Origin of the sequence: Bartonella melophagi K-2C, assembly GCF_000278255.1 — a bacterium.
Taxonomy (GTDB): Bacteria; Pseudomonadota; Alphaproteobacteria; order Rhizobiales; family Rhizobiaceae; genus Bartonella; species Bartonella melophagi.
In genome coordinates this window covers 180,235-206,943 of the sequence record NZ_JH725082.1, presented here as the reverse complement: position 1 = coordinate 206,943, position 26,709 = coordinate 180,235, and the positions used below count along the sequence as shown (strand labels likewise).

Annotated in this window: 16 protein-coding genes; 14 read left to right on the top strand and 2 right to left on the bottom strand. The window is 35.4% G+C overall.

Features of this window, described 5'->3' with window-relative positions; genetic code table 11:
* The first annotated feature begins 1 nt into the window (after position 1).
* The 10 genes from nuoL (at position 2) to mfd (ending at position 14,848) form a co-directional block, all read left to right on the top strand.
* Positions 2-1,966 carry an NADH-quinone oxidoreductase subunit L gene (nuoL, locus tag ME3_RS03715; protein WP_007477252.1) on the top strand — a complete coding sequence of 655 codons (1,965 nt, stop codon included), beginning with the start codon at positions 2-4 and terminating at the stop codon, positions 1,964-1,966.
* On the top strand, positions 1,966-3,435 hold the full coding sequence (locus tag ME3_RS03710; RefSeq protein WP_007477251.1) for an NADH-quinone oxidoreductase subunit M: 1,470 nt from the start codon (positions 1,966-1,968) through the stop codon (positions 3,433-3,435). The genes nuoL and ME3_RS03710 overlap by 1 nt, the downstream gene beginning before the upstream one ends.
* Positions 3,436-3,451: 16 nt before the next feature.
* Complete coding sequence (gene nuoN, locus ME3_RS03705; protein ID WP_007477250.1) at positions 3,452-4,906, top strand: NADH-quinone oxidoreductase subunit NuoN; 1,455 nt, start codon at positions 3,452-3,454, stop codon at positions 4,904-4,906.
* Positions 4,906-5,721 carry a biotin--[acetyl-CoA-carboxylase] ligase gene (locus ME3_RS03700; protein ID WP_198002718.1) on the top strand — a complete coding sequence of 272 codons (816 nt, stop codon included), beginning with the start codon at positions 4,906-4,908 and terminating at the stop codon, positions 5,719-5,721. Before nuoN ends, ME3_RS03700 begins: the two co-directional genes overlap by 1 nt.
* Positions 5,722-5,774: 53 nt before the next feature.
* Positions 5,775-7,451 (top strand): ribonuclease J, encoded by a 1,677-nt coding sequence (locus tag ME3_RS03695; RefSeq protein ID WP_007477247.1) that lies wholly within the window; start codon positions 5,775-5,777, stop codon positions 7,449-7,451.
* Between the two features lie 243 nt (positions 7,452-7,694).
* Positions 7,695-9,020 (top strand): proline--tRNA ligase, encoded by a 1,326-nt coding sequence (proS, locus tag ME3_RS03690; protein WP_007477245.1) that lies wholly within the window; start codon positions 7,695-7,697, stop codon positions 9,018-9,020.
* A 12-nt stretch (positions 9,021-9,032) separates the two neighbouring features.
* Positions 9,033-10,298, top strand: coding sequence for a lipoprotein-releasing ABC transporter permease subunit (locus ME3_RS03685; protein WP_039952559.1), 1,266 nt, complete (start codon positions 9,033-9,035; stop codon positions 10,296-10,298).
* Positions 10,298-10,978, top strand: a complete 681-nt coding sequence (locus ME3_RS03680) for an ABC transporter ATP-binding protein (protein WP_007477241.1) — start codon at positions 10,298-10,300, stop codon at positions 10,976-10,978. The genes ME3_RS03685 and ME3_RS03680 overlap by 1 nt, the downstream gene beginning before the upstream one ends.
* A 73-nt stretch (positions 10,979-11,051) precedes the next feature.
* On the top strand, positions 11,052-11,342 hold the full coding sequence (locus ME3_RS03675) for an FAD assembly factor SdhE (protein ID WP_007477238.1): 291 nt from the start codon (positions 11,052-11,054) through the stop codon (positions 11,340-11,342).
* 5 nt (positions 11,343-11,347) lie between these two features.
* A complete protein-coding gene (mfd, locus tag ME3_RS03670) occupies positions 11,348-14,848 on the top strand; it encodes a transcription-repair coupling factor (RefSeq protein ID WP_007477236.1) in 3,501 nt (1,166 codons plus the stop codon).
* 636 nt (positions 14,849-15,484) lie between these two features.
* Here mfd and ME3_RS03665 read toward each other — a convergent pair.
* A complete protein-coding gene (locus ME3_RS03665; protein WP_007477234.1) occupies positions 15,485-17,302 on the bottom strand; it encodes an extracellular solute-binding protein in 1,818 nt (605 codons plus the stop codon).
* Between the two features lie 308 nt (positions 17,303-17,610).
* Here ME3_RS03665 and ME3_RS03660 point away from each other — a divergent pair, with 308 nt between their 5' ends.
* Positions 17,611-18,222 carry an invasion associated locus B family protein gene (locus tag ME3_RS03660; RefSeq protein WP_007477232.1) on the top strand — a complete coding sequence of 204 codons (612 nt, stop codon included), beginning with the start codon at positions 17,611-17,613 and terminating at the stop codon, positions 18,220-18,222.
* A gap of 88 nt (positions 18,223-18,310) precedes the next feature.
* Here the strand turns inward: ME3_RS03660 and ME3_RS03655 are convergent, their stop codons facing one another.
* Positions 18,311-20,911, bottom strand: coding sequence for an Rne/Rng family ribonuclease (locus ME3_RS03655; RefSeq protein WP_007477230.1), 2,601 nt, complete (start codon positions 20,909-20,911; stop codon positions 18,311-18,313).
* Positions 20,912-21,542: 631 nt separating this feature from the next.
* On the opposite strand from ME3_RS03655, the gene ME3_RS03650 reads away from it, so the two are divergent.
* From ME3_RS03650 to prfB, 3 genes are all read left to right on the top strand, one after another.
* Complete coding sequence (locus tag ME3_RS03650; RefSeq protein WP_007477229.1) at positions 21,543-22,772, top strand: N-acetylmuramoyl-L-alanine amidase family protein; 1,230 nt, start codon at positions 21,543-21,545, stop codon at positions 22,770-22,772.
* A gap of 151 nt (positions 22,773-22,923) precedes the next feature.
* Positions 22,924-25,389: a penicillin-binding protein 1A gene (locus ME3_RS03645; protein WP_007477226.1), complete on the top strand. Its 2,466-nt coding sequence runs from the start codon at positions 22,924-22,926 to the stop codon at positions 25,387-25,389.
* Between the two features lie 171 nt (positions 25,390-25,560).
* Positions 25,561-26,683, top strand: a protein-coding gene (prfB, locus tag ME3_RS03640; RefSeq protein ID WP_156785855.1) for a peptide chain release factor 2 whose coding sequence is annotated in 2 segments (ribosomal slippage) — positions 25,561-25,629 and positions 25,631-26,683 — 1,122 coding nt in all. Because the reading frame shifts where the segments join, the coding sequence is not laid out codon by codon here.
* Positions 26,684-26,709: the final 26 nt, after the last annotated feature.

Here is a 26,709-nt window from a genome sequence, read left to right as displayed (position 1 = left end):
AATGTATTATGCAATTGTCTTTCTGCCGCTTTTGGGTTTTTTAATTGCTGCTGTCGGCGGAAAAACTATAGGGTCTCGTGCAAGTGAAATTGTGACGTCGAGTTTCATGATAATTGTTGCTGCATTATCATGGATAGCTTTTTTAAATATTGCTATTGGTCATGCTTCAGCGGTTAGTGTTCCGGTTTTATACTGGGTAACTGTTGGTAACTTAGTTTTTGATTGGGCATTGTATATTGATACATTGACAGCCGTCATGCTTGTTGTGGTTAACAGTGTTTCAGCATTAGTGCATATTTATTCAATTGGTTATATGTATCACGATCCTTCAAGATCTCGGTTTTTTGCCTATCTTTCTTTATTCACATTTATGATGCTTATGCTGGTGACAGCTGATAACTTAATCCAAATGTTTTTTGGCTGGGAAGGTGTTGGGCTTGCATCTTATTTGCTCATTGGTTTTTGGTTTCAGCGAGCTTCTGCTAATAAAGCAGCAATGAAAGCTTTTGTAGTTAACCGTGTTGGTGATTTTGGTTTTCTTCTAGGTATCTTTAGTATTTTTGTTTTGTTTCAGTCAGTTAATTTTGCATATATTTTTGCAAAGACTGCAGACAGTAGTTTTGTAGAAAATATAATATTTTTAGGTTGGCAACTTGATGGACAAACAGCAATTACTGTAACGTGTCTTCTTTTGTTTATCGGTGCCATGGGTAAATCAGCACAATTTCTTCTACATACATGGCTTCCTGATGCAATGGAAGGACCAACGCCTGTATCTGCTCTCATTCATGCAGCAACAATGGTAACCGCTGGCGTTTTTATGGTTGCACGTATGTCACCAATTTTTGAACTTTCTTCAACGGCTTCCACTGTGATTATTATTGTTGGAACAATGACTGCATTTTTTGCGGCAACTGTGGGGCTTGTACAAAATGATATCAAGCGCGTTATTGCTTATTCAACATGTTCACAGCTTGGTTATATGTTTGTTGCTTTAGGTGTTGGGGCTTACGGAGCAGCTGTTTTTCATCTCTTTACACATGCTTTTTTTAAAGCTTTACTGTTTCTCGGTGCAGGTTCTGTAATTCACGCAGTGTCTGATGAGCAAGATATGCGAAAAATGGGGGGATTACGTAAACATATAAAAGCAACTTATTGGATGATGGTTATAGGAACTATTTCATTAACAGGTGTTGGAATACCGGGAACATTTTGGGGTACAGCGGGTTTTTTTTCAAAGGATGCAATTATAGAATCCGCTTTTGCGTCACATAATATTGTCTCAAAATATGCTTTTTGGATTCTTGTTTTATCTGCTTTACTAACGAGTTTTTATTCATGGCGGCTTATATTTATGACATTTCATGGTAAGCCACGTGCAACTGTCGATGTTATGCATCATGTTCATGAATCGCCTCCGGTTATGTTGATTCCTCTGTTTGTTTTGTCTGTTGGAGCATTATTTACAGGTGTGATTTTTCAACCTTATTTTTTTGGTAATTTGTATGATACTTTTTGGAAAGACGCATTGTTTACAAGTAGCCACAACCACATTCTTCATGAAGCGCATAATGTGCTAAATTGGGTAAAGTGGTCACCATTTACAGCAATGGTCCTTGGATTTGTTTTGGCCAGTTTATTTTATATTTTTGTTCCATCACTTCCAAAAAAACTTTCCGAGTTTATGCCTGCATTCTACCGTTTTCTTTATAATAAGTGGTATTTTGACGAACTTTATGATTTTTTGTTTGTCCGTTCTGCTTTAAGAATTGGTTGTTTTCTTTGGAAGATAGGTGATGGTAAAATTATTGATGGCTTAGGACCGAATGGTATTACTGCACATATTGTTGATATTACAAACAAAATTATCCGACTGCAGACAGGTTATCTTTATCACTATGCGTTTGCGATGCTTATTGGTGTTACAGCGCTGATCACGTGGATAATGATCGGGAGTTTAAATTGATGACCGACTGGCCTATTCTTTCTACAGTTACATTTTTACCGCTTGTTGGTGTGTTTTTGATTTTATTAATCAAAGATAATACCGAAGCTGAAAAGCATAATATACGCAATGTAGCGTTTTTTACATCTGTCTTTGTTTTTATTATCTCTTTAATTATTTGGATAAGGTTTGATAACACAAGTTCCGATTTCCAAATGGTCGAAAAATTCGATTGGTTGGGTGGTGGTATTAGTTATCATATGGGCGTTGATGGTATTTCTATTCTTTTTGTCGTCCTTTCAGCTTTTTTATTACCATTCTGCATTTTGGCAAGTTGGGAAAATATTAAAGGTGGATTAAAAGCTTATATGATTGCTTTTCTTCTCCTTGAAGTTGCAATCATTGGAGTCTTTTGTGCTCTTGACACAATGCTATTTTATGTTTTTTTTGAAGGTAGTCTCATTCCAATGTTTATTATTATTGGTGTTTGGGGTGGGGCGCGCCGTGTTTATGCAAGTATGAAGTTTTTCCTATATACTTTGCTTGGTTCAGTACTCATGTTAGTTGCTATTATGGCTATGTATTGGGAAGCGGGAACACTTGATATACCGACTTTATTGACCTATCAATTTTCTACACATATGCAGATGTGGTTATGGCTTGCATTTTTTGCTTCTTTTGCAGTTAAAATGCCAATGTGGCCAGTCCACACATGGTTACCTGATGCACACGTAGAAGCACCAACAGCAGGCTCTGTTATTTTGGCTGGAGTGTTACTCAAATTGGGTGGTTATGGTTTTCTTCGTTTTTCTTTACCAATGTTTCCCATCGCTTCAGCTGATTTTGCTCCTTTAGTTTTTGTATTATCGCTTATTGCAATTATTTATACATCGTTAGTTGCGCTTGTTCAAAATGATATAAAAAAGCTTATTGCCTATTCGTCAATAGCTCATATGGGTTACGTAACAATGGGTATTTTTGCTATTAATGAGCAAGGTATTCAAGGTGCTATTTATCAGATGTTATCACATGGGATTGTTTCTGCCGCTTTGTTTTTTTGTGTTGGAGTTATATATGATCGCTTGCACACGCGTGAAATTTCGGCTTTTGGTGGTTTAGCAAATAATATGCCCAAATATGCGGTTGTATTCTTAATCTTTACTATGGCGAATGTCGGTTTACCTGGAAGCTCAGGTTTTTTAGGTGAATTTTTAACTTTAATAGGTGTTTTTCAAATTAATAAACTAGTTGCAGTTTTTGCTACAACTGGTGTTATATTATCCGCCGCTTATGCACTTTATCTTTATCGACGTATGATTTTTGGCCCCTTAGATAAGGAAGCTCTGAAAGTGCTCCATGATCTTTCTTTAAGAGAGAAGATTATTCTTTATCCAATGGTTGTTCTTACAATATTTTTTGGTGTCTATCCAATGCCGATTCTTAAAACCACAGCGTTTACAGTAGAAACCCTTATTAACCAGCTGCACTAAATAAGAAATAATACTCATGCAAACTGATATAATAACTCAATTAATATTAATTTTTCCAGAAATTTTGATGGCACTGGGGGGCATGGTTCTCCTTTTAATCGGTGTTTATTCCGATGCACGTTCATATTTAACTATCACCGGTTTAGCAATTGCTCTACTTGTTGCAACTATTATTATTACGGTTATCTTTCCGCAAAATGGCTTTTTCTATACAAACACGCTCATTATTGATTCATTTAGTCGTTATATGAAAGTTTTGACTCTTGTCGGTGCACTCTTTGCTCTCATTATGTCTGTTGGTTTTGCCTGTGCTCAGAAATTTGATATATTTGAGTTTCCCATATTAATTCTTTTTGCGACTTTGGGTATGATGTTAATGATTTCAGCTGGGAATACGCTGTCTCTTTACATGGGATTAGAATTACAATCTTTAGCTCTATATGTTCTTGCTGCAATCAATCGTGACAATATAAAATCTTCTGAAGCGGGTATAAAATATTTTGTTTTAGGTGCATTGTCTTCAGGGTTTCTACTTTATGGTATTTCATTGCTTTATGGTTTTACTGCTCAAATTGGTTTTCGCGAAATTGCTTTTGCTTTAAATAATGAAGCTTTACAGCTAGGTGTTATTTTAGGTATTGTTTTTATTCTAGCTGGTTTAGCTTTCAAAATTTCTGCAGTTCCATTTCATATGTGGGCACCTGATGTTTATGAAGGAGCACCAACACCTATTACAGCATTTTTTGCTTGTGCTCCTAAAATTGCAGCAATGGCATTAATTATCCGTATCATTGTTGTTACCTTTATTCCATTAGGCGGTTCTGATGGTTCTATGCCTGCATGGCAGCAGATATTAATTTTCATGGCTATTGCGTCAATGATACTAGGTGCATTTGCTGCAATTGGCCAAAGTAACATTAAGCGTTTAATGGCTTACTCATCCATCAGTCATATGGGATATGCACTTGTTGGTTTAGCTGCTGGAAGTATGCTTGGGGTAAAAAGTGTTATTCTTTATATGACCATTTATCTTGGTATGACTCTTGGTTCATTTGCATTTATTCTTGGAATGCGATCCGGTGATGGAAATGTTGAAAATATTTATGACCTTGCAGGATTGGTGAAAACTAATCCATTTATGGCTATTACGATGACGATACAGCTTTTTTCTTTAGCAAGTATACCTCCTATGGCTGGTTTTTTTGGTAAATGGTATACATTTTCTGCAGCTGTTCATGCAGGTCTTACTCCACTTGCTGTAATCGGTATGGTTGCTTCTGTTATAGGTGCTTTTTACTATTTACGGATTATTAAAATTATGTGGTTTGATACTGCAAAAGCTAGTTTTATTATGTTATCAAACGAACTTAAGCTTTGTCTTGGGCTTTCTACATTATTTACTTTATTTTATGTATTTTTTGGAATTTGGTTTGCTGAATTTGCAGAAAAAGCAGCAACTTCATTATTTTAATAAGTATGGTTTACACATTATCAGATTTTGCTTTAAAACAAGGATATGTTCTTGAATCATATAAAAATGTAGATTCAACAAATCTTATTGCACAACGAAAAGCAAATGCGGGTCATCATGGTTATCTTTGGATTGTTGCAGAAGAGCAAACACAAGGAAGAGCCAGAAGAGGTAGGGCATGGTATAGTCCGAAAGGGAATCTGTATTCCAGCCTTTTGTTAATCAATGATATTGTTTGCCAAACTGCCGCTCAACTTGGTTTTGTTGCTGGAGTGAGTATAGTAGAAACCATAAGGCACTTTATAAAAGATAAAGAAAATAGCATTGTTAGTTTAAAATGGCCAAATGATATTTTACTTAAAGGGGCTAAAAGTGCTGGAATCTTACTTGAACTCTTTACACTAACTCCCAAAAAATACGGATTAGTTATTGGTATTGGAGTAAATGTAAAACATCATTTTAAAGATGCACCATATTTAACATCAAGCATAAAGAATATTGGTTTAGATATTGAAAAAGAAAAATTATTTATGGTTCTAACAAAATGTTTTGCTGAAAATTATCTCCTTTGGAAGCAGTTGGGAGGTTGCGATATAATCCGTGAGAAATGGCTTTTATATTCAGCTCATCTTGGACAACCTATTAAAATAGTCAATGGTGAAAAGCTTACTGAAGGTATTTTTGATGGTCTTGATCATGATTTCAACTGTATTGTCAGACAAAAAGATGGTCAAAAAGCAATTATAACAGCTGGAGATGTTCATTTTGGTTTGGCTGCTTCTATAAATACAAATGTAAATACAAATCGTTATTAATTTATAAAATTTTATTTCACCATGAGCTTATCTTAATAGTTTAGGAGATATTTATGGTTGCCGCCAATAAAAATGAATTGGTTTTTTTGCCTTTGGGAGGGGTAGGGGAAATAGGAATGAATTTGGCTGCTTATGGATTTGGCCCAAAGGATTGCCGGGAATGGTTGCTCGTCGATATGGGGGTCAGTTTTGCTGGCCCTGAATTGCCAGGAGCAAATCTTATTTTACCAGATATTCATTTTCTGGAAAATGAAAAACATAATGTGCGTGGTCTTGTTTTGACACATGCTCACGAAGACCACTATGGTGCTGTCCTTGATTTATGGCCAAAACTTCAGGTTCCACTTTATTGTAGTCCTTTTACAGCAGGGTTATTGGAAAGTAAAAAGAAATCAAATTTCAAATTTCATAAAATTCCATTAAATATTTTTCAAGCTGGTGATTGCTTTCAAATTGGTCCATTTACAATTGAAGCTATTGCTGTCAATCATTCAATTCCAGAATCTGTTTCTTTGGCAATTATAACATCTTTAGGAAATGTGATCCATACTGGAGATTGGAAAATTGATTATACACCTTCACTTGGACCTGTGACAGATGAAAAAAGATTACGGATTTTAGGAAACAAAGGTATTTTAGCATTAGTATGTGATTCCACTAATGCCCTTCAAGATGGTATATCGCCATCGGAACAACAAGTTCAAGATAGTCTTTCTGAGATCATTTTAAAAGCTGAAGGTCGTGTTGTTATTGCAACTTTTTCATCGAATATTGGTAGGATACGTTCAATTGCTCTTGCAGCAGAATCTGCTGGGCGCCAAGTTCTTTTGGTGGGGCGTTCTATAAAACGTAGTGTTACTGTGGCACAAGAACTTGCTTATTTAAATAATTTAGCACCGTTTATAACGGAAGATGATTATAGTCACACTCCACGAAAAAATGTGGTTTTGGTAGTAACAGGAAGCCAAGGTGAGCCATGTTCTGCTTTAGCAAAACTTTCACGAAATGAAATGAGAAATATTGCACTCTCTCCTGGTGATACAATTATTTATTCATCACGTAGTATTCCGGGAAATGAAAAAGCTATTTTTGAAATACAAAATCGTTTTATTGATCAGGGGATTAAAGTAATTACAAATAATGATGCTCTTGTTCATGTTTCAGGCCATCCCCGCCGTTTAGAACTTCTACAAATGTATGATTGGGTAAAACCGCAAATACTTGTTCCTGTACATGGTGAGGCAGTACACCTTGTGGCTCAAGCAGCTTTAGCACGTGAAGCTAATATTAAAACTATTGCTGAAATTAGAAATGGTGATATGCTCCGTCTTGCTCCCAAACCAATAGAGATCATTGAGAAAGTACCTGTTGGTCAAATCTATAAAGATGGTTACCTGATTGGTAGTGAAGATGAAGTAGGGATTAATGAACGTCGCAAATTAAGTTATGTTGGTTATGTTGCAATTTCTCTCCACATGAATAATAAGTATGATTTACTTGATGATATTGGTTTTACGGCATTTGGATTGCCTAAAAACGATGGAAAAGGGAAATCATTAAAGGATATTCTTCTAACTGTTGTAGAAAGTACTATTAATAATATTCCACAAATTAAAAGAAAAGATAATGAACTTATTCAAGAAGCAACACGTCGAGCTGTTAGAGCAGCTGTTAATGAAATTTGGGGAAAAAAACCTGTCTGTACAATTTTCTTACATCGTTCAAAATAAAAATTGTTCTTATAATTATTTCTTTTAGTTAAATTAAAAGAAAAGAATTACTAGGCTAGCTTTATTACTAATATGTATCTGCACTTTACTGAGGGTAAGTAAACTAAAAAATATATCAAATAAAACTTTTATAACATACTGGTTTGTTATATTTGCAAGCTTTCAGAATACAGCTATGATTAATGCATAATATTATTTGAACTGCTCCAATTTGATGAGCTTAATTAGGAGTTAATAATTTCAATGCGCTTTTCTCAATATTTTATACCTATTTTAAAAGAAAATCCTAAAGAAGCAGAAATTGTTTCACATCGACTTATGTTGCGTACAGGTATGATTCGTCAACAAACAGCAGGGATTTATTCTTGGTTGCCATTAGGTAAAAAAGTACTTGATAAAGTTTGTACGATTATTCGTGAAGAACAAAAACAAGCTGGCGCTTTAGAAATATTAATGCCTACGATTCAATCTATTGATCTTTGGCATGAAAGTGGTCGCTATGACGATTACGGTTTTGAAATGTTACGTATTAAAGATCGTCAAGAACGTGATTTGCTTTATGGCCCGACTAATGAAGAAATAGTAACAGATATTTTTCGTTCATATGTTCGTTCTTATAAGGATCTTCCTCTCAATCTTTATCAAATTCAATGGAAGTTCCGTGATGAGATCCGTCCGCGTTTTGGTGTGATGCGTTCACGAGAATTTTTAATGAAAGACGCATATTCTTTCGATCTTGATTATGAAAATGCAAAAATATCCTATAATCGTATGTTTGTTGCTTATTTACGTACTTTTTCTCGCATGGGATTGAAAGTAATCCCAATGCGCGCTGATACAGGCCCGATTGGTGGTGAACGTAGCCATGAATTTATCATTCTAGCTGAAACAGGTGAAAGTGTTATATTCTGTGATAAACAATTTCTTGATATTAATGCTCCACTTTTTTCAATTGATTTTACTGATAAAACTGTTTTAGCTGATATCGTTAAACAGTGGACAACTTTTTATGCTGCAACGGAGGAAATGCATAATGAAGAAAAGTGGAGTAAAATTTCTGAATCCAATCAGCTTTCAGCACGTGGCATTGAAGTAGGGCATATTTTTTACTTTGGCACTAAATATTCTGTACCAATGGGAGCAAAAGTGATGGGGAAAGACGGAAAAGAACACCCGGTTTTTATGGGATCCTATGGGATTGGTCCTTCACGTCTTGTCGCAGCAGCAATTGAAGCTTCTCATGATGAAAATGGTATCATTTGGCCAAAGCCAATAGCACCATTTGATTTTGGTATCATCAACATGAAACCAGACGATAAAAAATGTAAACATATGTGTGAAACTCTTTATCAAGGACTTATACGTGCTGGCTTTGACCCATTGTTAGATGACAGAAATGAGCGCCCTGGTGTAAAATTTGCAATAATGGATTTGATAGGCTTACCAACACAAATAATCGTTGGGCCCAAAAGTGTTGCACAAAATGAGGTTGAAATTAAAGACAGAAAAACAGGCACTAAAGAATCTTTAACAATTGAATCTGTACTTAACCGACTTTCTACAACTTAGATGGGCAATGTTATGAATGGTTTAAGAAGAAAATGGTTTTCATCTTATGAGTGGATGATTTCATTTCGTTACATGATTCCTAATAAAAAACATATGTTTACATCTGTTGTTTCAATCATTTCTTTAATTGGAATTATGTTAGGAGTTTTTGCTTTAGTTGTTGTTATGGCAGTAATGAATGGTTTTCGCACAGAGCTTCTTAATCGCATTCTCGGCATGAATGGACATCTTATCGTTCAGACGACTGATTCTGGTTTTTCCGATTATAATACCTTTATTTCTTATTTGGAATCCATAGACGGTGTAAATTCTGCTTTGCCTGTTGTTGAAGGGCAAGCACTTGTTCAGGGTGATATTGGTGGGGGGACTGGTGCTTTGATTCGTGGCATGCATCAAGAAGATTTGGAGAAGCTTAAAATAGTATCTCAAAATATTAAATCAGGTACACTTGCTCATTTTGAAGAAGAAGGCATCGCAATTGGAAGTGGTCTTGCAGAAAAGTTAGGGCTAACAATTGGAAGTGATCTGCGTATTATTACACCAGATGGTGATGTAACACCTTTTGGCGTTATGCCACGTATTAAAGCTTATAAAATAATTGCTATTTTTGAAGTGGGGATGTCTGAATATGACTCAATATTTGTTTTTATGCCTCTTTCTGAAGCGCAAGCATTTTTTAATTTAGAGCAGAAAATTCAATCAATAGAGTTATTTCTTAATGATCCCGATACTGTTGACCAAATAAAGCAGGTAATAGAAAAAGAGATGGATCAACAAGTTTATTTAATTGACTGGCGTATGCGCAACCAGGCTTTCTTTTCAGCTTTACAGATTGAACGTAACGTTATGTTTTTTATTCTTTCTCTTATTATTCTTGTTGCTGCTTTAAATATTATTTCTGGGCTAATTATGCTTGTGAAAGATAAAAACCACGATATTGCAATTTTACGTACTATGGGAGCACACCAGAGTGCAATCATGCGTATATTCATCTCTACCGGCATGATGATTGGATGTATTGGAACAATATTGGGGTTAATTTTAGGTGTCATAGCTGCTACAAATATCAATTATATTCAGGATTTTGTATCTTGGCTTTTCAATGTTGATGTTTTTAATCCTCAACTTTATTTCTTAACAAAATTGCCAGCACGAATTGAATGGGGACAAACTGCTATAGTAGCTGTAATGGCTTTGCTTTTATCGTTTTTTGCAACACTTATTCCGGCGTGGCAAGCTTCTAAGTTAGATCCTGTACAAGCTTTGAGGTATGAGTAATGTCTGTTGTTTTAGAACTTGTCGAGATTGAGCGACGTTTTTTTGATAACGACAAATCTTTAATTATTTTAGACAAAGCTAATTTTATTCTTAATCGCGGAGAGCTTGTAGCACTTGTTGCACCATCTGGTGCTGGAAAATCAACACTTCTTCATATTGCTGGGTTACTGGAAAAACCAACAGCTGGTGATGTTTTGTTGCATGGTATTTCTTGTGCAAAATGCTCTGATAGTGAACGAACAGCTATGAGACGAAACAATATCGGTTTTGTTTATCAATTTCATCATTTGTTACCAGAATTCACTGCTTTAGAAAATGTAATGATACCCCAAATGATAGCAGGATTTAAAAAATCGACTGCAGAAAATCGTGCACTTAAATTATTAACATACCTTCGGGTTTCTCATCGTGCTAGACATCGTCCATCAGAATTATCAGGTGGCGAACAACAGCGTGTCGCTATTGCACGTGCGATAGCAAATGCTCCTTCTGTACTGTTAGCTGATGAACCTACAGGAAATCTTGATCCTGTAACTTCAGTTTATGTATTTCAGGCTTTATCAGCACTTGTTCGTCAATCTGGGCTTGCCGCTCTTATTGCAACACATAATTACAGTTTGGCCAAACTGATGCATCGCCGAATTACACTGAAAGAGAGAAAAATTATTGAACTTCCTTAAAAATACAGTACACCATTATTACAGAAAATTAATACTATAGCGTATCCCTATATTCACCTATTAAAGAGTTTTTATGACAAATTTTGTAATTGATAAAAATCAATTAAATACGCGGCGTCGGCGATTGATTTTTCGGGCGTGGCATAGAGGCATCCGTGAAATGGATTTAATTTTAGGGCAATATGTTGATTCGCATATCATTAGAATGAGTGATGAAACAATCTCTGAACTTGAATATATTATGTCTTTTGAAGATCGCGATTTACTTATGTGGATTACCGGGGAAATTCCTACACCATCTGAGGTAGATAGCCCGCTTTTTCGTGACATTGCAAATTATCGTATTTGCACAAATTTTAATTAATCAAAATGTCCATATTTCAAAAAATTATTCTTCCTAAAGATGTGCAAGATTTAATAATTTTTGATGGCATTATTGATGGCTTTGAATCTTTCGCACTTACTCAATTAAGCTCAGAAATTGCTCAAGATAAGCCACTTGTTTACATTGTTCGTGATGGAACAAAGATTTCTCATGTACAACAAGTTTTAAATTTTATTGAGCCCAATTTACCTGTTTTTCAGTTTCCTGCATGGGATTGTTTGCCTTATGATCGTGTGTCGCCTGGAATAGCTATTACTGCGCGGCGCCTTTCAGCTTTGGCGCATATATCACATTTGCGTAAAAATCCACGTTCTGCAATTATATTGACAACAGCAAATGCAATTATTCAAAAATTACCGCCTCGTGCCATAATCGATGATCAAATTATTCATACGAAGATTGGTCAATGTGTTAATATGGATAATCTAATCCATTATTTAGAGCGTAGTGGTTTTGAACGCGTTGCGATTGTGCACGATGTTGGTGAATTTGCTATTAGAGGAGGAATTATTGATATTTTTTCTCCTAGTGATAGTGAACCTTTGCGTCTTGATTTTTTTGGTGATACTCTAGAGGCTATTCGCGTATTTGATCCAGTTACGCAACGTACAACAAGCAATAAAACTGATTTTTTTTTACAACCAATGAGTGAGATTATCCTCACGCCTGAACGGATCAATCTATTTAAAAATAATTATATTCGTACACTTAGTGTATCACAAAGAAATGATATGCTGTATGAAGCCATTTCTCAAGGGCGGCGTTTTGCTGGTATGGAACATTGGTTGCCACTTTTTTATGAGAATCTCGATAATTTCTTTGATTATTGTGGTAACGTACCTACTGTTTTTGAGCACCTTATAGAAGAAGTGCTAATTGAACGTTATTGTCTTATTGAAGATTTTTATAATGTTCGTAAAGAGCAAGAAAACAATGAAGAAAGTAATGCTTCTTATCATCCAATAGAGCCTAACCTACTTTATTTGACACCAGAACAAGTTTTAACACGTGCACAACAATCGGGGCAACGTATTGATTTTATACCCTTCAATGTTCCACAAACCTCTGGACAGACAGTTATTCATACGAATGTTACACCGGGATATGATTTTGTAAAAGAACGTAATGCGCAGGGAAAAAATGTTTTTGCAAATGTGGTTGATTATATTCTTTCACTACAATCAACTGGCAAAAAGGTACTCTTAGCGTGCTGGAGTGAAGGATCTATGAATCGCTTGTTGCAGATTCTTGATGAATACGGATTGAAAAAAATAAAAATTGCAAAATCATTACAAGCTGTAAAAGCAACATCACATGATCAAGTATTGGTAGCTATCATAGCAATCGAGCATGGTTTTGAAATTGACGATTTTGTTATTATAGCCGAACAGGATATCCTTGGTGATCGATTAATAAGATCATCAAAACGGCGCAAGCATAATACGCATTTTATTTCTGAAATTGCTACATTAAATTCTGGTGATATTGTTGTGCATATTGACCATGGTATTGGACAGTTTATCGGTCTCAAAACTATCATGACAGCTGGAATTTTACGTGATTGTCTTGAAATCAATTATGCTGAAGGTGATCGACTATTTTTACCTGTTGAAAATATCGAACTTCTATCACGTTACGGATCAGAAGACACACATATAACGTTAGATAAGCTGGGTGGTGTTGCTTGGCAAACACGTAAAGCGCGACTAAAAAAACATTTGTTAAAAATTGCTGGCCAATTGATCCGTATAGCTGCAGAACGCGCCACACGCTCTGCGCCTGCTTTAATTCCACCGATTGGATTGTTTGACGAATTTGTTGCACGCTTTCCTTATGAAGAAACAGAAGATCAGATAGATGCAATTGATGCAGTTTTAGGTGATTTAGCAGCAGGAAAACCGATGGACCGCTTAATATGTGGTGATGTTGGTTTTGGAAAAACAGAAGTTGCCATTCGAAGTGCTTTTGTTGCTGCATTAAATGGTTATCAAGTTGCTGTTGTTGTGCCTACAACTTTGCTTTCACGGCAACATTACAAGACCTTTATCTCGCGTTTTCAAGGGTTACCTGTTAAAATCGGTCATGTTTCAAGGCTTGTAAAAGCTAAAGAATTAGCGCAAGTCAAAAAAGATATTTCAAATGGTACAATTGATATTGCCATTGGGACGCACGCGTTACTTAGTGAATCAATTAATTTTTCACGGTTGGGGCTTCTTATCATTGATGAAGAGCAACATTTTGGTGTTAAGCACAAAGAACGCTTAAAAGAAATTAAAAGTGATATTCATGTTCTCACACTTTCAGCCACTCCCATACCACGAACTTTAGGACTTGCTTTATCAGGATTACGTGAACTTTCACTAATAGCAACTCCACCCATTGGTAGAACACCGGTTCGAACTTTTATTTCACCTTTCGATGCAATTATTATACGCGAGATATTGCTTCGTGAATATTATCGGGGCGGACAGAGTTTTTATGTTTGCCCCCGTATTTCTGATTTTCCCTATGTAAAAGAATATCTTAAAACACACGTACCCGAACTTAAATTTGCTGTGGCTCATGGTCAAATGCCAGTTATACAATTTGATGATATTATGAATGCATTTTATGATAGGCAATATGACGTACTGCTTTCAACAACCATCATTGAATCAGGTCTCGATATTCCAACAGCAAATACATTAATTGTGCATCGTGCTGACATGTTCGGCCTTTCTTCGCTTTACCAGTTGCGTGGCAGAGTAGGGCGTTCAAAACAACGCGCTTATGCACTTTTTACTTTTCCTGCTGGTAAAGTTTTAACGCCTACAGCTGATCGCCGTTTTAAAGTCTTGCAATCTCTCGACACATTGGGTGCAGGTTTCCAATTAGCTAGTTATGACATGGACATTCGTGGTTCAGGTAATTTTTTAGGAGAAGAGCAATCAGGGCACGTTAAAGAAGTTGGATTCGAGCTCTATCAAAAAATGCTTGAAGAAGCAGTTGCTAAATTAAAGGATGGTAAACACAATGAAGATAGTCAATGGTCACCCCAAATTTTACTTGGTATAACAGCAATAATACCAGAAAGTTTTGTGCCTGATTTATCATTACGTATGAGTCTTTACCGTCGTTTAGTAGAACTTGATGATTTGCAACAAATCAACCAATTAGGAGTTGAATTGGTGGATCGTTTCGGTTCTCTTCCAACTGAAGTTCGACATCTTCTTAAGATTGTTTATATTAAAGCATTATGTAAAAAAGCGCATGTAGAAAAATTGGATGCTGGCCCAAAGGGTATTGTTGTACAATTTCGTAATAATTATTTTGAAAACAGTGCTGGCCTTATTAAATGGATTGGAGAACAAGGCTCTCTGGCAAAAATCCGACCAGATCAAAGTATTATTTTTATTCGTGATTGGCCCACAGCTGATGAAAGACTTTCAGGTGCAGAAACAATTATGACACAACTTGCAACAATGACAGAACAATGTCCTACTTAGCAATTTTGGTATTTACTAGCTTTTTTAAAAACCATGACCATGATTAATTTGTAGCGCAAATTCTATAAAAAGTCTGCTTTTTACTTTTTTCATACAAACACTTTTTGATGATAAAGGCGCAAAGTCCTTTCCAATGTTTTTAGTATGTGTTTGCGTAATAACATTTATCTTTAAGTTTATAAAATCGTATTCACACTGCATTTTATAGTTTGAAGACCTACTGTAAAGATATTTTATAACTAGAACATTTCATTTTTCCTCGAAATAACATGAAATAATGTTGTTATATTTTATTGCGTAACTCTCTCATGAATTTATACGGACATTCCTAGACACTACAAGCAAATACCAATTGTGTGAGGCACTACTTTATAAACTAGCAACTAAATCTGATATTCTCCTTTTAAAGCGATTATATGCATTAGGATTTATATAAAGATTTTTATTTTCTGTAACTTGTCTTACTATGTACCCGATAAAGGTATATTATTATATTGAAATTATGATCAAAGCAGCAGATAGCCCAAAATAATCTGAACAATAAAATCCTTTTTATAAGCATTGTAACCTAAATGGAATTATGAACAAATGAAATTTGAAAAAACAATTATAAAATTGTTTTCATTTGTTTTTCTTTTATTCACGCCACCAAGTTGGAAGATAATACCCATATAAGGGTGTATAAATAGGATGTTTAATATATGACCAACGTGCCACTCGTTGTTCAGGTAAATAGTATAATGGTATATAATAGTTACCAGAAATAAGAACTCTATCTAAAGCACGCACTGCTGCAATGAAATTAGTATCTGAACGTGCATTAAGCATTGCGGTTATCATCGCATCTATCGCAGGATCAGCTGTTCCCGCAAAATTAAAACTTCCTTTCAAATTTCTAGAAGTAGAACCCCAGCGGTTTATTTGTTCATTGCCCGGTGATAGAGAATTTTTTAATTTTGCAATAATCATATCATAATCAAATATGCTTAAGCGATTTTGATATTGGGTATCATCGACGGTTCTTATCTCAATATTAATACCAAAACGTGATAATGTACTTTGAAATGCAAGGGCAATTTTTTCTTCATCAAGTGTTTGAGTCATAATTTCAAATTGAAAAGGTAAACCATTTGGAGCAATAACCTTGTTGTTTTTTCTGGTAAAGCCTGATTCTTGCAAAAGTTTCCAAGCTGTTTGCATAATAAGTCGATCCATACCTGAACCATCTGTTTTAAGAAGACGCCAGCTTCCATCCATTACTTCGGGAAGAACTGCGTTAAAATAAGGTGCTAAGAGCGCTTTTTCTTCTTCACTCGCTGGTTTTCCTACAGATGAAAGTATAGATCCTGCCCAATAACCTTCTGTCCTAGTATAGATATTATTAAAAAGATAACGATTAATCCATTCAAAATCGAAAAGCATTGATAATGCTTGTCGTACTTTTTTATCGTTAAAAATAGTACGACGCGTATTAAAAACAAAACCAATAGTATCAGCAGGTGTTCCTTTTGAAAAAGATTCTTTAATAACGCGTTCCTCGCGAATAGCTGGGAAATTATAAGCAAGCCGCCAGCGATTTGGATTAGAAGATTCTTCAATAAAGATATCAACAACACCTTTTTTAAAAGCTTCAAAGTGCGCTGTATCATTTCGAAAATATTCAATTTGGATAATGTCAAAGTTATGCAATCCCTTATTAACGGGAAGATCTCTCCCCCAATAATTGGGATCACGTTTATAGATAATTCGTTCACCAGGATCAGCATGTTCAATAACATAAGGACCACTTCCTGGAATTTTAATTAAACCGTTTTTTTCAAAATCATCAACGTTAATAGCATGTTTGGGTAATATTGGCATTACACCTGCTAAAATAAGCGGAAACTCACGATCCTGTGATTGTGGAAAGCGCATCCTTATACAATGATTATTAATTACTTCGATAGATTCTATACGCTTCATGTACCGATCAAATGGAGGTCTTCCCTTGTCTTTAAGAAGATTAACCGTAAATAAGACATCTTCAACTGTGATGAGTTTCCCATCTGAAAAACGCGCTTTTGGATTGATAAAAAAAGTAATTTCTGTACGTTCATCATTTAATTCAACTTTTTCTGCCAGAAGAGGATAAAGTGTGAAAGATTCATCACGAGAACGTACCATCATTGTTTCGTAAACAAGACCAGAAAGTTGCTCATCAGCAAAAAGTCCTCTTGCAGTTGTTCTAAAACTACGAATAACAAATGGGTTTAAGCCATCAAACGTTCCAACAACGCCATAGGTGATTTTGCCTTTACTATTTGCATTGGAAGAAGCATAAGGAAAATATTCAAACTTATTTGATAATTTTGGTGCTCCACGCATTGCAATACCATTTGCAATCACATCATGGCATAGAAGAAAAATTATAAAAGCAAGAAAAAATTTTAAACGATACGAACTGTAGAATAACATTTAATGAGTAGCGCAATAGTAATTAGTTGATACAAATTTAGTTTTATTCATTATAAGAAGCATTTTATGAATAAATTTTATCAAAAATAAAGCAATTGAAAAGAAAATAAGCCATATAAATTGTACAAAAATTCAATCAATTATTTAATTGTTTTCTCTCTCTAGATTTTATTTTTCTCTTTGTATATAATGAAAGACACAAAGAAGTGTTATTTTTTTGATTAATTTTAATACAGTTGATTAAAAATCAGCTTAATATCCTTCTATTGAGATCATCATATAAGCACATTGAAAGGATTAACTTAATTATGTCGCATAAAAATACCTATACTGCTATTTCAGTATTGGCTGGAGCCACTACTTTTTTTCTCATGGCTTATACTCCAGCAGGTGCAGAGAATTTATCTCAAGGTTGGTACAAAGTTTGCAGTAAGCAGGATGATATTAATATTTGTAACACAATGAACAATATTATATCAGAGACTGGTCAACCTCTGACTGCTGTTAATTTAGTTGAAGTAAAAGGAAAAAAGGAAGAAAAACGTATAGGTATTCAAGTACCTACGAATCGTCTTCTACCAGAAGGTGTTCAGATCCAAATTGGAACTGACTTCTCTATGAAAATTCCTTACGTTGTTTGTAATGGAACAAGTTGTATTGCTAATGATATTTTAAGTGACAAGTTAGTTTCTGCCATGAAAGCTGGTTCTAAAATGGTTATAACTACAACTAATATTCGTGGTGGTGCTAATCCCATCGAATTTTCTCTTAGCGGATTTAAAGCTGCATACGCAGGTCCTGGTATAGATGAAAAAACTTTTCAACAAAAACAAATGAAGTTACAGCAAACTATCCAAGCAAAGCAAAAAGAAATTGAAGATCGTATGCGGGCTGAGCAAGAAAAGGCTCAGAAAAAATAATAACAAGTACTATAAAAAACTTTAAAGTTTTTTTATATTTTGTTTACATCTAAAAACGCTATAGAATATTCTATAGCGTTTTTTATTGTTAGCTCTTAGAAAAAACTTTGCGCTTCCACCATCCAATGCGTCCAGTTTTATTTTCCCCCTCAGGCACTGAAGATGTAATAACAGGTTCGGTAGAAACTTGTTCAACAGCTTGCTTTGTTATAAGCTCTTTTTTTGATACTTCAGTTATTTGAGCTGTTTTTTTCGTAATAACCTTTTTTCGCGTTTGATGTATTGATTTTTTCGTATCTGTCGAGATTTCCTCAATTATCTCATGAGTTAGTTTATTCTCTTTTTTTGTTTTAGATTTATGAATAGAGTTGGTAGTGTTTTTTTCTTCAATAGGTGTTGATATTGTCACATTTTTATCATTTTCGGGCATTTTTTTGCCTTGAGATACCTTTCGGGAGCGTGTATTTGCATTACGATTTTTTTTAGATTTAAAAACCGCATTTTGTTGTACACTGATATGGTGTTTTACATCACTGGTTTGTTCATCAAATCCTACAGGCTCAGCAGCTGGGATAGAGTATCGGCGATGCGCTGCTTTAATTTCTTCTAAAGCCTGCTTGGTAAATTCTCCGACTGGTTCGGCATAAGGAACACGAGATTGATAAAAACCGTTATTTTGATTACGCCGCCCTTTACGATGTCCACGACGACGTCCACGACGGCGGGTATCCTCACTATTTTGAATATCATCTTTATGAGAGGGTGTAGAAAAGTTGTCATGTAATTCACTTTGGTGATTTTTACGCCGATGTCGTTGATTATTTTCAACAGAGGATTCATCATGAGTTAATTCGCTTTTCATCAAGATTGTATCTTCGGCTTCCTCTTTATTATTATCTTCAATAGCTAATAGAGACAAATGATCTTTTTCTGCCATTGTCCCTTTGGAAATAACTAAATGCTGCGCTCCAACGCTATCGTCTGCTTCAATATTAATATTAAGCTTAAAGCGCGTTTCTAAATCAACAAGAATACTGCGTTTATGGTTAAGCACATAAAGTGCTATCACCGCAGATGTCCGCACAATGATATTATATTGCGAATTACTAAGAAGATATTTTTCAATTGAGCGCATAACATGCAAGGCAATTGATGATTCTGAGCGTACATGTCCAGTTCCAGCACAATGAGGACAAGGTTGCATTGTACTTTCTAGAACAGATACACGAATGCGCTGACGGCTCATTTCCATAAGACCAAAATGTGAGATACGACCAACTTGAATACGGGCACGATCATTTTTTAAACAATCTTTCAGCTTTTTTTCAACAAGCTTAATGTTACGATTTTCAAGCATATCAATGAAATCAATCACGATTAGGCCTGCTAGATCACGTAAACGCAATTGACGAGCTATTTCTTCAGCGGCTTCAAGATTGGTTTGTAGCGCTGTTTTTTCAACAGAATGTTCTTTGGTAGAACGACCAGAGTTTACATCAATAGCGACAAGTGCCTCTGTCTGATTGATAACAAGATAACCACCAGATTTTAAAGCAACTTGTGGCTGCAACATTTTATCTAGCTGAGCTTCAATATTGTTACGTGTAAAGATTGGTATATGATCACGATAAGGCTGAACAACTTTTGCATGACTTGGCATCAACATGCGCATAAAATCTTTAGCTTCACGATATCCTTTATCACCAGATACGAGAATTTCATTAATGTCTTTATTATAAAGATCGCGAATAGAGCGTTTTATTAGATTGCCTTCTTCATAAACTAAATATGGTGCGGTTGATTTAAGTGTTAAAGTACGAACAGTTTCCCATAACCGCATGAGATATTCATAATCACGTTTAATTTCGACTTTTGTTCTATTAGCTCCAGCAGTTCGTAGAATAACACCCATACCTTTTGGAACTGCTAATTCTTTTACAATTTCTTTGAGCCGTTTGCGATCTTGTATATTGGTAATTTTCCGAGAAATACCACCACCCCGTGCCGTGTTTGGCATTAAAACTGAATAGCGGCCTGCCAATGATAAATAAGTTGTAAGTGCTGCCCCTTTATTGCCACGCTCTTCTTTGATCACTTGTACTAATAAAATTTGACGCCGTTTAATAACTTCTTGAATTTTATATTGGCGCACCGGTTTACGCTGATAAGTAGGGAGCTCTTCAAGAGCATCTTCCGCACCAACCATTTCAATATCGTCATCGGAAACATTTCCATCAAGTACTTCTTCTCCATCATCACTTGCTATTGATTCGGATATGATATTATTTTCACTATCTACAGAAAGAACGCTATGGTTCTTACTTTTTTTTGTTTTTCTTGAACCTTTTTCATTCTGTTTTATTTCCTCAACAAGATCATCTGCTTGATTTTCATCAATAGCAGCTTTCTCTTCTTCTTCAAGAAGAGCAAGACGATCAGCAATAGGAATTTGATAATAATCAGGGTGAATTTCTGAAAATGTTAAAAAACCATGGCGATTGCCACCATATTCTACAAAAGCTGCTTGAAGTGATGGTTCAACACGTGTAATACGTGCGAGATAAATATTTCCCTTAAGCTGTTTTTTATGTTCTGACTCAAAGTCAAGTTCTTCAATTTTGTTGCCGTGAACAACAACAACACGCGTTTCCTCCGGATGGGAGGCATCGATAAGCATTTTGTTTGACATAAGTTAAAATCCTAAAGGCGACACGCACAACTTTATCTAAACAAGCATTATCACTACTTGCAAATATAAAAGGCTGTCTGCCGTAAAAGGGGGGTGCCGACATAACATAATGGATTTTCGTTCGCAAACACGTTACAGCGTTTACGATATTTACAATCATCAGTTCCATCTGTGTTGTATGACTCACGTTTTTACAAGTCTCCGGCAAAACAATTTTGAAAATAGTTCGGATATCCGAACCAGCGAATTTAAAATAACATAATCCTGCTTTTTAAGGTATGAAGACTTATCACCTATAAAAAGCCTAAACGCATAATATACGATAAACCTTCAAAGATAACTTAACAAAATTATTGATAATTGAAGTCAATAATAGATGGTTATATCGCTTAAAGAGCATAAATATTCTTTTATGTTGATATCATGCTTTTGGCAAGTAACAAGTATAAATACGCACCATTATAGTGCGTCCATCCTCTTAGTTTGATTTTTTTTTGATAGTTGTGGTTAAAAGATTCAACATTTATGAAAGAAGGCTAAGATCGATTATTGAAATAATACAACCTATATTTACAGTGTAATTTTACACAATAAAACCAATTTATTAATACAGAAAAAGTGTTTTGCTTAAATGATTAAACGATTCTCCGTCAGAATATTAAAAGCAGTCTATTGGAATATTATTTGGTATTTTATATGCTGTTTATCCTTTTTTTTGATATTTCAAACATATATTCAAGGCGCGGATGCGTTAAAACTTATTAACCTGCGGACGATTGGTGATAATACATCTACACGTATCATTGCAGTTTTTAATGCTGAACCAAATTTTCATTTAGAAATTTCTAACAACCCCTCACGTTTGGTTATCAAGCTACCTCCAGTTGATTTTTCAACACAAAATATGTCTTCAAATAAACAAAATATACTATCAAGTATGCTATCCGATGTACATTACAGTTTTTCCGATACACAAACCTCATACATCACTCTGACAAGCAAAACTTCTTTTATTATTGAAAACAGTACAGTGCAAAAATTAGAGAAGGGTTTATGGCAGGTACTGATTGATATCACCCAAAATACACAGAAAAAATTGAATGAAATTTCGACAAAACAACAAAAAGTCGACCAAAATATAAAAAAACAATCCAATCCAAAGCATCATTTTCATGTTGTGCTTGATCCTGGTCATGGTGGAATTGACAGTGGTGCACAAGGCATTACTGGAATTTTAGAAAAAAATATAACATTAGCTTTTGCACGTGCATTACAAGACGAGTTAGAAAAAGACTCTGATATTAATGTGACTTTAACACGCGATTGCGATGTGTTTCTAAGGTTAAGTGAAAGAATTAAAAAAGCGCAAAATTTTAATGCCGATCTTTTTATATCTATCCATGCAGATAGTATTAATATTCCTTCTCTTCGTGGCGCTACGATCTACACCTTGTCTGATAAAGCATCTGATGCAATTGCAAAAACTTTAGCTGAAGTTGAAAATAATGCAGATCTTCTTGATGGATTGCCTGCAGAAGAATCGCATGAAGTTACAGATATTTTGATTGATCTGGCTAGACGCGAAACTCATATACTTTCGCTTAATTTTGCTGATCTTATTATTTTTAATTTGTCAAATAATAATATTAATCTAATTAAAAATCCTCATAGATACGCTGATTTTCAAGTTTTAAAAGCTCCAGATGTACCTTCTGTGTTGATAGAAATAGGCTATTTATCTAATAAAGAAGATGAGAAATTATTAAATAATTCCCAATGGCGCAATCAACTAGTTGTTTCTCTTGCCCGTTCTATTCGTCAATTTGCCCAATATCGGAAGGAAATTATGCAATTTCCTTAAATATTTGAAAAAATAGAGTATTGATATTAAATTTTGACAACAAAATAATAGAGATTAATCTTGCATTTGTTTCAATTTAATAACACCTATTAATGATAAAATTAAAATATGTTTCCTTTGATCAATTTTAAAGAAAGCGATATTCGTTTCAATGATGATTTTTTTTAGATATCTGCTTAGTTCCCTCACAGCTCTTGGATTTTGTGGAGTTATGGTATGGTCAGCAATGACGAGCAGCCAAGCTGATGAACTTCCTGATTATGAGGTCCTCTCATTGTATGAACCACCTGTGATGACGCGTGTTCATGCAGCCGATGGTCGTCTTATGGCAGAATTTGCGACAAAACATCGCCTCTATTTACCAATCGAATCAATTCCAAATCTTCTTAAAGAAGCTTTTATTTCAGCTGAAGATAAAAATTTTTATAACCATTTTGGTTTAGATCCTGAAGGTCTTTCTAGGGCTTTAATTAACAATATCATTAATATCGGTTCTGGACGACGTCCAGAAGGAGCATCAACCATTACACAACAAGTTGCTAAAAATTTCCTTTTAAATTCAGAAGCAACGCTTGAACGTAAGTTAAAAGAAGCTATTCTTGCTATACGTATTGAGAAGACTTACTCTAAAGATCATATTCTTGAACTTTATCTTAATGAAATTTATCTGGGACGTGGTACTTATGGTGTCGCAGCAGCTTCATTGACTTACTTTAATAAATCTGTCCACGAACTTACTTTAGAAGAATGCGCTTATCTGGCAGCTCTTCCTAAGGGACCAGGAAATTATGACCCATTTAAAAATACACAACGCGCTATTGAGCGACGTAATTGGGTTATAGATCGAATGGTGGCAAATAGATATGTAACACCAGAGCAAGGTAAACAGGCTAAAGAAAAACCCTTGGGAGTAAAAGTACGTGGTAGCGATAGTTATGTTTTTGCTGCTGACTATTTTACTGAAGAAGTACGTCGTTATTTAATGCATCACTACGGTGCTACAACACTTTATGAAGGTGGTCTTTCAGTTCGCACAACACTTGATCCGCATTTACAACTTATTGCGCGGCGTGCTTTGCAAGATGGTTTAATTAAATTTGACCATTCACGAGGGTGGCGTGGAGCTTATAAACATATCGATGCTACAGATGATTGGGGTATAGCACTTGCAGATATCACTGGACTAAGTGACGTGCCTGAATGGAATTTAGCAGTTGTTCTGTCTTCTAGCACTGATAAAATAGAGATAGGTTTGCAACCACAGCGTAAGAATTCAGGTTTATTATCAAAAGAACGAGCAATTGCTGTATTATCTATAGAGCAATCGAAATGGGCATTGAATGTTATTGGTGAAAATAACCGTCGAACAACTGCTCAAAATTTATCAGATGTTCTACATGTTGGTGATGTTATTTTTGTTGAAAAAATATCAAATACAGACAATGTCTATCGTTTGCAACAAATACCAAAGATTGAGGGGGCCATTATTGCTATGGAACCTCATACAGGACGCATTCTTGCAATGGTTGGTGGTTTTTCCTTCTCTGAATCCGAATTTAATCGCGCAACACAAGCTTATCGCCAATCTGGTTCTGCATTTAAGCCTTTTGTTTATGCAGCAGCACTGGATAATGGATATACACCAGCATCAGTAGTTTTGGATGGTCCTGTTGAAATTCTTCAAGGTAATGGTCAAATTTGGCAACCCAAAAACTACGGTGGTACTTTTGCAGGACCTTCAACATTGCGTTACGGTATTGAACATTCTCGTAACCTTATGACTGTACGGCTTGCTCACCACATGGGAATGCCATTGGTTGCTGAATATGCAGAACGTTTTGGAGTTACCGATAAATTACCATCTTATCTTTCCATGGCTTTAGGAGCTAGTGAAACAACAGTTTTACGGATGGTAACAGCTTATTCAGTTATTGCAAATGGAGGGCATTCGATTAAGCCTTCTTTTATAGATCGAATTCAAGATCGTTATGGAAGAACTATTTACCATCATGATGATCGTCTTTGTGAAAATTGTAATGTTCAATCATGGAATAATCAAAGCGAACCAACATTAATTGATGAGCGAGAGCAAGTTCTTGATCCTATGACAGCTTATCAGATTACATCAATGATGGAAGGAGTTGTTCAGCGTGGAACCGCTGCACGTTTGCGTTATCTTAACCGGCATATTGCAGGCAAAACAGGTACGACTAACGAATCAAAAGATGCTTGGTTTATAGGATTTACACCTGATCTTGTGGTTGGTGTTTTTATTGGCTATGATCAACCAGCTTCATTAGGACGCACTGGAACGGGAAGTTCATTAGGAGCGCCTATTTTTGGAGAGTTTATACAAGCCGCTCTGAAAGACAAACCAAATGTACCATTCAAGATACCAAAGGGTATGATTTTAATGAAAATTAACCGTAAAACCGGTATGCTCGCTACAGCTGACGATAATGATGTTATTTTGGAAGCATTCAAACCAGGAACTGGTCCTGCTGATGTATATCAGGTCATTGGTGAAACTAATTCCTTCCAAGAAGGTATTCCAACAGTAACCACTTCTCCACAGGTTAATAAAGCCCTTCAGAATGGTTCTGGTGGATTATATTAATTAAAAAGTAATTTTTTGATATGGTAGACAACTATGAATAATGTTCAATTATTTCTATGCTGTACCATAATCAAATAAGTTTATGAGAGCATAATATCCATTCTTATTGCTATAATTGATATAAAATAAAAGAATTTGTAACGAAAAAATTAAAACTTAAGGGGTTAAATTGTGCGAGCAGAAATAGAAATATTGGTTGATGAAATACAGCAGGCTATTAAATTGCTAAGGAGGCATCTTTGACTGGGATCAGTCATTAAAACGTCTTGAATATCTCAACCAAAAAGCTGAAGATCCGTCACTTTGGAGTGATACACAACAAGCGCAAGATATGATGCGTGAGCGTCAATGTCTTGAAGATTCAATAAATGGTATTCGATTATTTACGCAAATACTTGAAGAATGTATTCAATTAATTGCAATGGGTGAAGAAGAAAGTGATGAAGAAATTATCACTGATGCAGAAAATACAATACGTAAACTTAAAAGCGAGATAGATAAACGGCAAATTGATTTGCTTCTTTCAGGAGAAGCAGATTCAAACGATACTTATTTAGAGATTCATGCTGGGGCAGGGGGGACAGAGAGCCAAGATTGGGCTTCTATGCTTTTACGCATGTACGTCCGCTGGGCTGAACAGCATAAAATGAAAGTTGAGGTATTAGAAATTCATGACGGAGAAGAAGCTGGTATAAAATCAGCTACGATTCTCATAAAAGGGCATAATGCTTATGGTATGCTAAAAACAGAATCAGGTGTTCATCGCTTAGTGCGTATTTCACCTTTTGATTCGAATGCAAGGCGTCATACTTCTTTTGCAAGTGTTTGGGTTTACTCCGTTGTTGACGATAATATTGAAATTGATATTTCAGAATCAGATATCCGTATTGATACCTACCGTGCATCAGGAGCTGGAGGACAACATGTTAATACAACAGATTCTGCGGTTCGTATTACCCATATAAAAACGGGTATTGTTGTTCAATGCCAAGTAGAGCGTTCTCAGCATAAAAACAGAGCAACAGCTTGGTCCATGTTGCGCGCACGCCTTCATGAAGAAGAGCTTAAAAAGCGTGAAGCAGAAACCAATGCTATTGAGGCTTCTAAAACGGAAATTGGGTGGGGGCATCAAATTAGATCTTATGTTCTTCAACCCTATCAGCTTGTTAAAGATTTACGTACAGGTGTTGAAAATACTGATCCACAAACTGTCCTTAATGGTAATTTAGACGCGTTTATAGAAGCAGCGCTTGCCCAACGTGTTTACAAACAAGACCCCGTAATTGAAGATTGAGTGATGATACCAATCTATCATATTAA

Bases quoted from the DNA above. Each gene is read 5' to 3' on its own strand.
- ME3_RS03645 (WP_007477226.1), top strand. From the start codon at position 22,924: ATGATGATTTTTTTTAGATATCTGCTTAGTTCCCTCACAGCTCTTGGA.
- nuoN (WP_007477250.1), top strand. From the start codon at position 3,452: ATGCAAACTGATATAATAACTCAATTAATATTAATTTTTCCAGAAATT.
- nuoL (WP_007477252.1), top strand. From the start codon at position 2: ATGTATTATGCAATTGTCTTTCTGCCGCTTTTGGGTTTTTTAATTGCT.
- ME3_RS03660 (WP_007477232.1), top strand. From the start codon at position 17,611: ATGTCGCATAAAAATACCTATACTGCTATTTCAGTATTGGCTGGAGCC.
- ME3_RS03710 (WP_007477251.1), top strand. From the start codon at position 1,966: ATGACCGACTGGCCTATTCTTTCTACAGTTACATTTTTACCGCTTGTT.
- ME3_RS03695 (WP_007477247.1), top strand. From the start codon at position 5,775: ATGGTTGCCGCCAATAAAAATGAATTGGTTTTTTTGCCTTTGGGAGGG.
- ME3_RS03650 (WP_007477229.1), top strand. From the start codon at position 21,543: ATGATTAAACGATTCTCCGTCAGAATATTAAAAGCAGTCTATTGGAAT.
- proS (WP_007477245.1), top strand. From the start codon at position 7,695: ATGCGCTTTTCTCAATATTTTATACCTATTTTAAAAGAAAATCCTAAA.
- ME3_RS03685 (WP_039952559.1), top strand. From the start codon at position 9,033: ATGAATGGTTTAAGAAGAAAATGGTTTTCATCTTATGAGTGGATGATT.
- mfd (WP_007477236.1), top strand. From the start codon at position 11,348: ATGTCCATATTTCAAAAAATTATTCTTCCTAAAGATGTGCAAGATTTA.
- ME3_RS03655 (WP_007477230.1), bottom strand. From the start codon at position 20,911: ATGTCAAACAAAATGCTTATCGATGCCTCCCATCCGGAGGAAACGCGT.
- ME3_RS03680 (WP_007477241.1), top strand. From the start codon at position 10,298: ATGTCTGTTGTTTTAGAACTTGTCGAGATTGAGCGACGTTTTTTTGAT.
- ME3_RS03665 (WP_007477234.1), bottom strand. From the start codon at position 17,302: ATGTTATTCTACAGTTCGTATCGTTTAAAATTTTTTCTTGCTTTTATA.
- ME3_RS03675 (WP_007477238.1), top strand. From the start codon at position 11,052: ATGACAAATTTTGTAATTGATAAAAATCAATTAAATACGCGGCGTCGG.